The following is a 12,163-nucleotide window of genomic DNA, read 5'->3' on the forward strand; positions in this document are numbered from 1 at the left end:
ACGGTGTCGTACGGGTCGTCGGGTCAGTCGTCGATGACGACGGAACCGGTCAGGAGGTGAAGGCCGTCGGCAGGAACTGGTCGACGTTCTCCTTGGTGACGACCGGCGCGTACAGCTGGACGGTGCGCGGCACCTCGACCTCGACGAGGTCCGACATCGCCTTGCCCTGGACCAGCAGACGCGCGAGCTTCACGCCGTCAGCGGCCTGGGTGGACGGGTAGATGACCGTGGCCTTGAGCACCGAGTCGTCGGCCTTGATCGCCTCCATGACGTTCTTCGAGCCGGCGCCGCCGACCATGAAGAACTCGTCGCGGTTCGCGTTGTTGATGGCCGCCAGGACGCCGACGCCCTGGTCGTCGTCGTGGTTCCAGATGGCGTCGATCTTCGGCGCCGCCTGCAGCAGGTTGGCCGCCGCGGCCTCGCCGCCCTGGACCGTGAAGTCGGCCGCCACGCGGTTGCTGACCTTGAGGCCGCAGCCGTCGAGCGCGTCGGCGAAGCCCTTGCTGCGGTCCTGCGTCAGCGGCAGCGAGTCGATGCCGGCGATCTCGGCCACGACGGCGTCGGACTTCCCGGCGAGCTGCTCGCAGATGTACTGGCCCGCGCTGACGCCCATGCCGTAGTTGTCGCCGAGCACGGTGGTGCGCGCGGCGTTCGGGTCGTCGAACTCGCGGTCGACGTTGACGACCGGGATGCCGGCCTGCATGGCCTTGAGGGCCACGGGCGTCAGCGCCGCGCCGTCGAACGGCAGCAGGACGATCGCGTCGACCTTGTCGTTGATGAACTGCTCGATCTGGCTGATCTGCAGGTTGACGTCGTTCGTCGCCTCCGCCTGGCGCAGCTCCACGTCGGAGTACTGCTTGGCGGTGTCGACCGCGGACTTGGTGATGGCGCCCATCCAGCCGTGGTCGGCCGCGGGGGCCGAGAAGCCGATGACGACCTTGTCGCCGGGCTTGTCGTTGTCGGTGCCGCCACCGGTCGCGGCCGGCGGCGCGGCGCTCGGGTCCTCGGCGGGGGCGTTCGAGGTGCAACCGGCCACCGCGAGTGCGGTGACGGCGAGCGCACCGGCCGCGGCGAGCCAGCGGCGGGGGGTGCGGGCGGTGCCGGACGAGCCGGGACGGCGCAGTGCGGACATGGCGATCCTCCTTGATCGGGGTCGTGCGCGTGGGACGAGGGAGCGAGGAGCGGACGTGCGGGCGGTCGCCGGCCGGCGGCCGCCGGGACTCAGGTGGTGGCGGCGCGGGAGCGCTCGGCGAACCGCTGCTGCAGCAGCACGGCGACGACGATGATCACGCCCTTGGCGACCGCCTGGGCCGAGATCGACAGGTTGTTCTGCGTGAACACGTTGCTCAGCGTGGTGAAGATGAGCACGCCGAGCACGGTGCCGACGATGGTGCCCCGGCCGCCCGCGAGGAGCGTGCCGCCGACGACCACCGCGGCGATCGCGTCGAGCTCGTAGAGCTGGCCGTTGGTCGACGAGCCCGCGGTGGTGCGGCCGAGCATCATGACGCCCGCGATGCCCGCGGCCAGGCCGGCGAGCGCGTACAGGTACATCGTGTGGCGCTTGACCTTGATGCCGGCGAGCCGCGCGGCCTCGGGGTTGCCGCCGATGGCGATGGTGCGCCGGCCGAACGTCGTGCGGTTGAGCAGCACCCAGCCGGCGACCGCGACGAGCGCGAAGATCCAGACCAGGGTCGAGATGCCGAGGATGTTGCCGCTGAACACCTCGAGGAACTCGCGCACCCGGACGACCTGCGTCTGCCGGTTGGCGATCATCTCGGCGAGCCCGCGCGCGGCGACCATCATCGCCAGGGTCGCGATGAACGCGACCACCTTCCCGTACGCGATGAGCACGCCGTTGACGAGGCCCGCGCCGACGCCGACGGCGAGCGCGCACAGCACCATGACGATCCAGTGGCTGTTCTGCGCCATCGTCTGCGTGGCGATCGTCGAGGCCCAGACGGACGACAGGCCGAGCACCGACCCGACCGACAGGTCGATGCCGCCGCCGGTGATGACGAAGGTCATGCCGATCGACAGGACGCCGATGACGGCGGCGAGCCGCAGGATCGTCAGCAGGTTCGGCACGCTCGCGAACCGCTCGCCGGCCGTCACCACCCCGACGACGCAGATGAGGACGAGCGCGATGACGAGCCCGAGGTTGCGGGCGGCGGGCCCGCTCAGCCAGCTGCGGCGGCGCCGCGTCGACGACTCGCGCTCGACGCGCGCTGACTCGTCCGCCGTGGGAACGGGGACGGTGTGCTGCTCGCTCACGCGGCACTTCCTTCCATGACGAGGTCGAGCACCCGGTGCTCGTCGATGTCGGACGCGGGACCGGTGTGGACCACCCGTCCCTCGGAGACGACGAGCACGTGGTCGGCCAGGCCGAGCACCTCGTCGATCTCGCTCGAGACCACGACGACCGCGTTCCCCCGCGCGGTCAGCTCGGCCACGAGCGCGTAGATCTCGGCCCGCGCGCCGACGTCGACGCCGCGCGTGGGCTCGTCGAGCAGGAGCACGCGGCAGCCGTGCACGAGCCAGCGCGCGAGCAGCACCTTCTGCTGGTTGCCGCCCGACAGCGTCCGGGCCTCGCGGTCGACGTCGGCGGGGCGGACGTCGAGCGCGGTCACCTGCTCGCGGGCGGCGCGCCGCTCGGCGGCCTCGTCGAGGAACGACGCGTTCGCCGTGCGGGCGAAGGTGGAGAGCGTGATGTTCCGGTAGAGCGGCTCGTCGAGCAGGAGCCCCTGGCTCTTGCGCTCCTCCGGGCACAGGCCGATCCCGGCCGCGACGGCGTCGCCGACCGAGCCGGGCCGCAGCGCGCGGCGCTCCACCTCGACCGTGCCGGCGGTCGCCTTGCGTGCGCCGAACACGGTCTCGAGGATCTCCGAGCGCCCGGAGCCGACGAGCCCGGCGAGGCCGACGACCTCGCCCGCCCGCACGTCGAACGAGACGTCCGAGAAGGTCCGCCCGAGACCGAGCCCGCGCACGCTGAGCAGCGTCGGCGCGTCGTCCGGCACCGCGGGGCGGCGCGGGATCGCGTACTCGACGCTGCGGCCCGTCATGAGGCGGATGAGGTCCGCGGTCGGGGTGTCCGCCACCTGGAGCCCGGTCGCGACCGTGCGGCCGTCCTTGAGCACCGTGATCCGGTCGCCGATCTGCCGGATCTCCTCCAGGCGGTGCGAGATGTAGACGATCGCCACACCGCGGGCCGTGAGGTCGCGCACCACGCGGAAGAGGTTGGCGACCTCCTCGGAGTCGAGCACGGCGCTCGGCTCGTCCATGACGATGACCCGCGCGTCGTGCGACAGCGCCCGGGCGAGCTGGACGACCTGCTTGCCGGCGGCGGACAGCGAGCCCACCTCGCGGTGCGGCGAGAGGTCGCCGTGGCCGAGCCGCTGGAGGATCTCGCGCGTGCGCGCGGCGGCGGCGCGCCGCTGCGTGAACCCGCCGCTCGCGAGCTCGTGGCCGAGGTACAGGTTCTCGGCGATCGACAGGCCATCGACGACGTCGAGCTCCTGGTACATCGTCGCGATGCCGAGACGCAGGGCGGCCACCGGGTGCGGGAGGGTGACGACCTCGCCGTCGACGAGGATCTCGCCCTCGTCGGGCTGGTGCGCCCCGGCGAGCACCTTGATGAGCGTCGACTTCCCGGCGCCGTTCTGCCCCAGCAGGCAGTGCACCTCGCCCGCGCGCACCTCCAGGTCGACGCCGTCGAGGGCGCGCGCGCCGGGGAACTGCTTGACGATGCCCTGCATCCGCAGCAGGACGGGCGCGCCGTCGGAGGCGGCGACGGCGTCGGTGGTGGCGTCGGCACGGCCGCCCTCGGCCGGCAGGGCGGCGTCGGCCGTGCCGTAGCGAGGGCCGGTGCCCGGTTCGTGGCGGTCCGCGTTGACCATGCGGCAGACGCTACGAGCCACTTATGTCGACCGTCAAGCAAAAGTCGATAAGGTGTCGCCACGGTTATGAGACCGTGACCTACGAAAGGCGGCGCGCGATGGACCGAACCCGACGCCGTCAGTGGTTGACTGGGCGCCATGAGGGCGCAGGAGCCGGCGTGGACGAGCTGACGAAGTTCGCCCCGCGCCCGACGGGCGCCGGCGAGATGTTCCAGCTCCTGCGTGACGGCCAGCCCCGCACCCGCTCCGACCTGGCCACGCTCACGGGCCAGGCCCGGTCCACCATCGCCGCGCGCGTGGACGCGCTGATCGCCTCCGGGCTGGTGGCCGCGGCCGGCGAGGCGAGCTCGACGGGCGGCCGCCCGCCGGCGACGTTCGCCTTCCGTCCGGCCGCCCGCGTCGTCCTCGCCGTCGACCTGGGCGCGACGCACGCGCGCCTGGCCGTCACCGACCTCGCCGGGGCCGTCCTCGCGGAGCACGGCGAGCCCATCGCGATCGCCGAGGGGCCGCAGGCGGTGCTGGACCGCGTCGTGGAGATCGGCCACCTCCTGCTCGAGAAGGCCGAGCGTCCGCTCGAGGACCTCGTCAGCGTGGGCGTCGGGCTGCCCGGCCCCGTCGAGCACTCGACGGGCCGCCCCATCAACCCGCCGATCATGCCCGGCTGGGACGACGCCGACGTGCCGGCGCTGCTGGGCCGCCGCCTGCACGTCCCCGTCCTCGTCGACAACGACGTCAACATCATGGCGCTCGGTGAGCACGCCTCCCAGTGGCCGGCCGTCGACCACCTCCTGTTCGTCAAGGTCGCGACCGGGATCGGGGCCGGGATCATCTCCGACGGCGACATCCGTCGCGGCGCCCAGGGCGCTGCGGGCGACCTCGGCCACATCGCGGTCGACGGTGCCGACCAGCCCTGCCGGTGCGGCAACACCGGCTGCCTGGAGGCCGTCGCGGCCGGCCCGGCGATCGCCGCGGCGCTGGCGGCACGCGCCGTGGCGGCGACGGACGCCGCCGACGTGGTGGCGCTCGTGCGCGCGGGCGACCTGGACGCCGCGCGCGAGGTCCGTGAGGCCGGACGGCACATCGGCAGCGTGCTCGCCGCCTGCGTGAGCATGCTCAACCCGTCGGTCATCGTCATCGGCGGGATCGTCGCCGAGGCGGGCGAGCACCTGCTCGCCGGCATCCGCGAGGTGGTCTACCGCCGCTCGCTGCCCCTCGCGACCCAGCACCTGCGCATCGTCGCGTCCCGCACCGGTGCTCGCGCCGGCGTGCTCGGAGCGAGCACCATGGCCGCCGAGCACGTCCTGTCCCCCGCCGCGATCGACGCGGCGATCGGGTAGCACGCGTGCGGGGCATCGACGGCAGGCAGACGGACGACGGCGGGACGAGGTCCCCGGTGACGGAGGTGGTCGTGTGAGCGGGCGTCGCGCGCTCGTCGTGCAGGGCGGCTGGGACGGGCACGCGCCCGCCGAGGCCGTGGACCTGTTCGTCCCGTTCCTGCGCGAGCACTTCGACGTGACGGTCGAGAGCTCGCTGGAGGTCTACGCGGACGCCGACGTCATGGCCGCCACCGACCTCGTCGTCCAGTGCTGGACGATGGGCGAGATCCTGGCGGACGAGCTGCGCGGGCTGCGCGAGGCCGTCGCCGCCGGCACCGGCTTCGCCGGGTGGCACGGGGGGATCGTCGACTCGTTCCGCATGGCCACCGACTACCTGCAGCTCGTCGGCGGCCAGTTCGTCGCGCACGAGCGCGGCATCATCGACCACGTCGTCGAGGTCCTGCCCACGCGCGCCGACCACCCCGTCGTCGCCGGGATCAGCCGGATCTCCCTGCGCTCCGAGCAGTACTGGGTCCTGACCGACCCCCTGAACGACGTCCTGGCGACGACGACGATCACGCCGGCACCGGGCGACGCCTGGCACGAGCCGGTCGTCTGCCCGGCGGTCTGGACGCGCCGCTGGGGCGCCGGGCGCGTCTTCGTGGCCACCCCCGGGCACCAGCTCGCCGACCTCGAGATCCCGGAGCTGCGCACCGTCGTCGAGCGCGGGCTGCTCTGGGCGGCCCGCTCCTAGCGCTTCCCGGCGTCAGCCGAGCGGCCGCTCGCGGTACACGTACGCGTCCGCCGTCGCGAACCCGAGCGCGCCGTAGAGGCGCGCCGCGGCGCCGTTGTGGACCTCGACCTGCAGGAACGCGCGCGCCGCCCCGCGGTCCGCCGCGCTCTCGAGGGCGTGCAGCGTGAGCGCCCGGCCGAGCCCCAGACGCCGGGCGGCCGGCGCGACGACGAGGCACGACAGCCCCACCCAGTCCTCGACGCGGGCGGCACGGATGACGCCGAGCACCGCGCCGGAGGCGTCGCGCGCCGTGAGGTAGTCCGACGGCGCCCCGGTGAGCAGCCGGCGGGCGAGCGCGGTGTCCGTCCCCGCGCTCTTGACGCCGAGCCAGGCCCGGAGCCAGGCGTCGTCCGGCTCGGCGGCACCGGCGAGGCGCACGCCCGACGGCACCTGCGCGGCAGGCAGCCCGTCGATCCCCCGCACCTGGACGTCGGTCTCGGAGACGACCGCGTAGCCGCGTGCGTCGAGCTCCGCGACGGGCCGCCCTGCGGGGACCCGCACGACCGCGGGCAGCCCCGCCTGCGCGTACGCGGCCTCGACCTCGTCGAGCCCCGCCGCGACGGCCGGCCCGTCGAGCCCGGTGCCCGCCGGCGGCAGCGCGCTGTTGGCCCGGCGCGTGAAGCCGGACGACAGCCCGACCCGCCACCCGTGCGGCGTCACCACCGTGCGCACGGGCGGCCACGTCGCGACCTCCGCCGGTGCTCCGGGCGCGTCCGGCGGCTCCCAGACCCACACCCGGAGCCGGACGTGCTCGTGCGACCAGTCCCGCTCCGGCCGCCGCGTGAACCCCAGCCGCGCGTACAGGCGCTGGGCGACGAGCATCTCGTCGAGACTCGACAGCACGACGCGCCGGGCCCCCCGCACGACCGCCTCGCGCAGCGCGGCGCGCACGAGCGCCTCCGCCGTCCCCCGTCCGCGCGCCTCCGGCGCGACCGCGAGCATGCGCAGCTCGACCTCGCCCGGCGCCGCCACCTCGGCGTACGACGTGCCGGCGGGGGCCAGCGTGATCGTCCCGACGACGACGCCCCGCCCTTGCTCGGAGTCGTCGCCCGCGTCCGCGGCGCCGTCCGCCCCCGGGACCGTCGCGACGAGGAGGACCGCCTCCGCCGCGCGCCGCTCGGCGTCCCGCAGCTCCCGCATGTACGGGTCGTCGTCCTCCGTGAGCCGGTCGGCCGCGTACGCCTCGCCGGTGATCGCACCGGCGTCGCGGACCTGGCGCGGCGAGGCGACCGACACCCGCGGGCCGTCGAGCGCGGCGACCTTCACGCGTGGGTCCCCTGCTCCTCGTCCGCCGCCGGCGCCGCCTCGGGCACCGCCGCCGCACCGCCGTCGAGCAGGGCGCGGAACCCCGCCTCGTCGAGGATGCGCAGGCCGAGGTCCCGCGCCTTCGCCTCCTTGGAGCCGGCGTTCTCGCCCACGACGACGAAGTCGGTGTTCTTCGAGACGGAGCCGGCAGCCTTCCCGCCGCGCGACAGGATCGCCTCCTTCGCCTCGTCCCGGCTGAAGCCGTCGAGGCTGCCCGTCACCACGACGGTGAGGCCCTCGAGCGTGCGCGGCGTCGACGCGTCGCGCTCGTCCGCCATCCGCACCCCGGCCGCCGCCCAGCGGTCGACGATCTCGGTGTGCCAGCCGCCGTCCGGGCCGGTGAACCAGTCGACGATCGAGTCGACGATGGTCGGCCCCACGCCGTCGACGCGTCCGAGGCGCTCGTGCGCCGTCGCCCGGTCCGCGACCACCTCGCGCAGCACCGCCATCGAGCCGAGCTCGGTCGCCAGGGCGCGCGCGGCGCTCGGGCCGACGTTGCGGATCGACAGCGAGACCAGGACCCGCCACAGCTCCTTGGTCTTCGCGGCGTCGAGCTGGTCGAGCAGCGTGCGGGCCGCCTCCGACGGCTCCCACTCCCGCAGGGTCTCGCCGCGGGCCTCGGCGGCGGCGCGCGCCGCCCGTGCGTGCTTCAGCGTGCGCCGGAACGGCGTGCGCCGCCGGACCGCGCCGTCCTCGTCCTCCTTGGGCAGCCCCGTCTCCGCGTCGCGCACGACGACCTCGACCTGCGCGAGGCGCTCGAGGCTCTCGGCGCGCACCCGCGCGACCTCCTCCGGCGAGGCGTCGGACCCGTACCCGACGAGGTCGAACAGGAACGCCTCGTTGGGCACGGGCGGCGTCTCGGGCACCTCCGGCTGGCTGAGCGCCGCCGCGGTGACCTCGCCCAGCGCCTCGACGTCGAGGCCGCCGCGCGAGCCGATGTGCTCCAGGCGCCCCCGCACCTGGGCCGGGCACCCGTAGGCGTTCGGGCAGCGCAGGTCCACGTCCCCCTCGCGCATCGGGCGCAGCGGCGTGCCGCACTCCGGGCACTCGGTCGGCATGTGCCACTCGACGCGCGGCACGTCGTCGTCGGGCGCCTGGGGTGCCGGGCCGACCACCTCGGGGATCACGTCGCCCGCCTTGCGCAGCACCACCATGTCGCCGACGCGCACGCCCTTCGCGCGCACGACGTCCTGGTTGTGCAGGGTCGCCTGCCGGACGGTCGAGCCCGACACGACGACGGGCTCCATCACCGCGAACGGCGTCGCGCGGCCCGTGCGGCCGATGCCGACCTCGATGGCCAGCAGGCGCGTGTTGACCTCCTCCGGCGGGTACTTGTACGCGATCGCCCAGCGCGGCGCGCGGCTGGTGGCCCCCAGGCGACGCTGCAGCGCGATCTCGTCGACCTTCACCACGATGCCGTCGATCTCGTGCTCGACGTCGTGCCGGTGCTCGCCGTAGTAGCCGATCATCTCGCGCACGCCGTCGAGCCCCTCGACCACGCGGGTGTGCGACGACGTCGGCACGCCCCAGCCCGCCAGGAGGTCGTAGACCTGCGACTGCCGCTCAATGCCCGCGCCCTGACCGGCGCCCCAGCGCAGCGCGCCGATCCCGTGCGCGTACATCCGCAGCGGCCGCGACGCGGTGACGCGGGGGTCCTTCTGCCGCAGGGAGCCGGCCGCCGCGTTGCGCGGGTTCGCGAACGGCGCGCGCCCGGCCTCCACCTGGGCCTCGTTGAGGCGGGTGAACGCCTCGACCGGGAGGAACACCTCGCCGCGGATCTCGATGAGCTCGGGGTGGGTCGACGGGTCGCCGGCGAGCACGTCGGGGATCGTCCCGATCGTCCGCACGTTGAGCGTGACGTCCTCCCCCGTGCGCCCGTCCCCGCGGGTCGCCGCCCGCACGAGCCGCCCCCGCTCGTACAGCAGCGCGATGGCCAGACCGTCGATCTTGAGCTCGCACAGGTAGTGCAGCGCCGCCTCGGTCTCGAGGTCGCGCTGCACTCGGGCCGCCCACGCCGCGACGTCGTCGTCCGAGAACGCGTTGTCCAGCGACAGCATCCGCTCGACGTGGTCGACGGCCGTGAAGTCCGTTGAGAACGTGCCGCCGACCCGCTGCGTCGGGGAGTCCGGGGTGCGCAGGCCGGGGTGCTGGTCCTCCAGCGCCTGCAGCTCGCGCAGGCGGGCGTCGTACTCCGCGTCGGACGACGAGGGCGCGTCGCGCACGTAGTACGCGAACTGGTCCGCCAGCACGCGGTCCGCGAGCTCCTGCCAGCGCCGCCGCGCCTCGGGCGGGACCGTCGTCTCCGTCGAGGGGCCCGCGCTGCCGTCGTCGAGGTGCTCGCTCACGGCCCCATCATGGCGTCCGGCACCGACACCGCGCGCGGCCGGCCACGCCCCGGCACCCGGTCAGGACTGCGCGTGCTCCGCGAGCAGGCGGGCGGCCCGCACGGCACCCGCGAGCGCGCCGCGGGCGTCGTCCGGACCCGAGCCCGCGGGGTCGACGAGCAGCACGACGTCGTCCAGACCCCGGGCGGGCAGGCCCAGCGCGCGCCAGGGGCGCAGCACCGTGTCCGCCTGCCCGCGCACGTCCGGACCGGCGCACTGCGACGTGGCCTGCACCGGCACCTGCGCCCACAGCCGCAGGCCGCCCTCGACCGCCTCCGCGACACGCTCCCAGCCCGCCTCGCCGAGCGCCTCCACCTCGACCGCGACCGCGTCGGCGCCCGCCGAGCGCGCGAGCGGCACGGCCGTCGCGGTGGACCCCACGTGGACGACGACCCGCTCCGCGCCGCCCTCGCGCGCACCGCGGACGAGGGCTGCCACGCGCTCCCCGACGACCGGCGCGGCGACGGCCCGCAGCGGTCGGTAACCGGAGAACGACGGCAGCACGCCGGCGACGACCTGCCCCACGAGGGACTCGAGCACCAGGACCGTCGGGCGGGCGCCGGGGACGGCGCGCGCGAGGTCGGCGAGGTGCTCGCCGAGGCCGGCGGCGCTCGACTCGGCCAGCTCGCGCACGGCCCCGGCGTCGGCCACGGCCCGGTCGCCCCGCGCGAGGTACAGCTCCGCGGCCAGCGTCACGGGCCCGAGCACGGGAACGACCAGGGGCCCCTCGTAGCCGTGCGCGGCGACCGCGAGCGCGTCCAGGTCCTCGCGCCGCAGCGCCCGAGCACGGGCCAGGTCCGCGCCCGGCCGGTCCGCCAGCCGCCAGCCGTGCGGCCCGAGCTCGGCCGGCAGCTCGACGAGGCGCGCGACGGCCTGACCGGTCGGCGTGGCCCACGGCCCGCGCGCCGGCAGCGTGACGGTGAACGGCAGCCCGTCGACGTCGCCCGTGTCGACGAGGTCGCCGACGACGACGCCCTGCGCCTCGAGCGGGTCGGTGCCGGGCCACCCGCCCACGCCGGAGACGCCGGTCACGCGGGCACGCCCGCCCGCCGGGCCGCCGTGACGGTCGCCTGGCCCAGCACGCGGGTGCCGTCGTAGAGCACGAGCGACTGCCCCGGCGCCACGCCGCGCAGCGGTGCGTCGAGCTCGACCTCGACCCGCTCGTCGCGCACCCGCGCGAGCGCCGGCAGCGCGCTGCCGTGGGCCCGCACCTGCACCTGGCACCGGACGGACGGGCCGACCTCCTCGAACCACACCGCCCGGTCGGCGGCGACGACGTCGACCGCGAGCTCGTCCGCCGTCCCCACCACGACGCGGTTGGCGACCGGCTCGATCGCGAGCACGTAGCGGGGGCGCCCGTCGGGGGCGGGCCGGCCGAGGTGCAGGCCGCGGCGCTGGCCGACCGTGAACGCGTACGCGCCGTCGTGCTCCCCGACGACGGTCCCGGCCGCGTCGACGACCTCTCCCGGCCGCGACCCGAGCCGCTCGCGCAGGAACCCCTGGGTGTCGCCGTCGGCGACGAAGCAGATGTCGTAGGAGTCGGGCTTGGCGGACACGGAGAGCCCGCGCGCCGCCGCCTCGGCGCGGGTCTCGTCCTTGGAGGCGACGTCGCCCAGCGGGAACAGCGCGCGGGCGAGCCGGCGCGGGCCCATGACGGCGAGCACGTACGACTGGTCCTTGGCCAGGTCCCGCGCGCGGTGCAGCGCGCGGGTGCCGTCCGCGCGCTCCTCGACGCGCGCGTAGTGGCCGGTGCAGACGGCGTCGAACCCGAGGGCGACGGCCTTGTCGAGCAGCGCCTCGAACTTGATGTGCTCGTTGCACCGCACGCAGGGGTTGGGCGTGCGGCCGGCTTCGTACTCGGCCAGGAAGTCCGCGACGACCGTGCTCTCGAACCGCTCGGACAGGTCCCAGACGTAGTACGGGATGCCGAGGACGTCGGCCGCGCGGCGGGCGTCGCCCGCGTCCTCGATCGAGCAGCAGCCGCGCGAGCCGGTGCGGAACTGGTCGCGGTTGCGGGACAGGGCCATGTGCACGCCGACGACGTCGTGGCCGGCGTCCACGGCACGGGCCGCGGCGACGGCGGAGTCCACGCCGCCGGAGAGCGCCGCCAGGACGCGCATCAGCGCACCCCCGCCGGCGCGGCCGTGGCGAGCCCTGCCGCGCGCGCCCGCTCGACGGCGGCCGGCAGGGCCGCGAGCAGCGCGTCCACGTCGTCCGCGGTCGAGGTGTGGCCGAGGCTGAACCGCAGCGCGCCGCGCGCGTCGTCGGGGTCGACGCCCATCGCCAGCAGCACGTGGCTGGGCTGCGGCACGCCGGCCTGGCAGGCGGAGCCGGTCGAGGCCTCGACGCCCGCGGCGTCGAGCAGGTACAGCAGGGAGTCGCCCTCGCAGCCGGGGAAGGTGAGGTGCGCGTTGCCGGGCAGGCGTCGCGCCGGGTCCGCGGGGCCGCGCAGCACGGCGTCGGGCACCCGCG

General features: G+C 75.4%; 10 protein-coding genes. 2 read left to right on the top strand and 8 right to left on the bottom strand.

Features of this window, described 5'->3' with window-relative positions; genetic code table 11:
- Positions 1–49 precede the first annotated feature (49 nt).
- The 3 genes from HGCM_RS16010 to HGCM_RS16020 form a co-directional block, all read right to left on the bottom strand.
- On the bottom strand, positions 50–1,132 hold the full coding sequence (locus HGCM_RS16010; protein ID WP_019137829.1) for a substrate-binding domain-containing protein: 1,083 nt from the start codon (positions 1,130–1,132) through the stop codon (positions 50–52).
- An 89-nt stretch (positions 1,133–1,221) separates the two neighbouring features.
- Positions 1,222–2,271 (bottom strand): ABC transporter permease, encoded by a 1,050-nt coding sequence (locus tag HGCM_RS16015; protein ID WP_019137830.1) that lies wholly within the window; start codon positions 2,269–2,271, stop codon positions 1,222–1,224.
- The gene (locus HGCM_RS16020; RefSeq protein ID WP_019137831.1) at positions 2,268–3,893 is read right to left on the bottom strand and encodes a sugar ABC transporter ATP-binding protein; all 1,626 of its coding nucleotides are present in this window, start codon (positions 3,891–3,893) and stop codon (positions 2,268–2,270) included. The genes HGCM_RS16015 and HGCM_RS16020 overlap by 4 nt, the downstream gene beginning before the upstream one ends.
- Before the next feature lie 158 nt (positions 3,894–4,051).
- Here HGCM_RS16020 and HGCM_RS16025 point away from each other — a divergent pair, with 158 nt between their 5' ends.
- Both HGCM_RS16025 and HGCM_RS16030 read left to right on the top strand, forming a co-directional pair.
- Complete coding sequence (locus HGCM_RS16025) at positions 4,052–5,230, top strand: ROK family transcriptional regulator (RefSeq protein ID WP_019137832.1); 1,179 nt, start codon at positions 4,052–4,054, stop codon at positions 5,228–5,230.
- A 73-nt stretch (positions 5,231–5,303) separates the two neighbouring features.
- Complete coding sequence (locus HGCM_RS16030) at positions 5,304–5,963, top strand: ThuA domain-containing protein (RefSeq protein WP_019137833.1); 660 nt, start codon at positions 5,304–5,306, stop codon at positions 5,961–5,963.
- A 12-nt stretch (positions 5,964–5,975) separates the two neighbouring features.
- Here HGCM_RS16030 and HGCM_RS16035 read toward each other — a convergent pair whose 3' ends face one another.
- The 5 genes from HGCM_RS16035 to HGCM_RS18595 form a co-directional block, all read right to left on the bottom strand.
- Positions 5,976–7,268: a GNAT family N-acetyltransferase gene (locus tag HGCM_RS16035; protein WP_019137834.1), complete on the bottom strand. Its 1,293-nt coding sequence runs from the start codon at positions 7,266–7,268 to the stop codon at positions 5,976–5,978.
- On the bottom strand, positions 7,265–9,652 hold the full coding sequence (gene ligA / locus HGCM_RS16040) for an NAD-dependent DNA ligase LigA (RefSeq protein WP_019137835.1): 2,388 nt from the start codon (positions 9,650–9,652) through the stop codon (positions 7,265–7,267). The genes HGCM_RS16035 and ligA overlap by 4 nt, the downstream gene beginning before the upstream one ends.
- A 60-nt stretch (positions 9,653–9,712) precedes the next feature.
- The gene (locus tag HGCM_RS16045) at positions 9,713–10,723 is read right to left on the bottom strand and encodes a uroporphyrinogen decarboxylase/cobalamine-independent methonine synthase family protein (protein WP_019137836.1); all 1,011 of its coding nucleotides are present in this window, start codon (positions 10,721–10,723) and stop codon (positions 9,713–9,715) included.
- Complete coding sequence (gene mnmA, locus HGCM_RS16050) at positions 10,720–11,811, bottom strand: tRNA 2-thiouridine(34) synthase MnmA (RefSeq protein ID WP_019137837.1); 1,092 nt, start codon at positions 11,809–11,811, stop codon at positions 10,720–10,722. Before mnmA ends, HGCM_RS16045 begins: the two co-directional genes overlap by 4 nt.
- A partial coding sequence (locus HGCM_RS18595; RefSeq protein ID WP_147573308.1) for an aminotransferase class V-fold PLP-dependent enzyme occupies positions 11,811–12,163 on the bottom strand: 353 nt, incomplete at its 5' end. The genes HGCM_RS18595 and mnmA, both read right to left, overlap by 1 nt.

It is taken from the genome of Cellulomonas massiliensis JC225, assembly GCF_000312005.1.
In the GTDB taxonomy this organism is placed as follows: domain Bacteria; phylum Actinomycetota; class Actinomycetes; order Actinomycetales; family Cellulomonadaceae; genus Cellulomonas; species Cellulomonas massiliensis.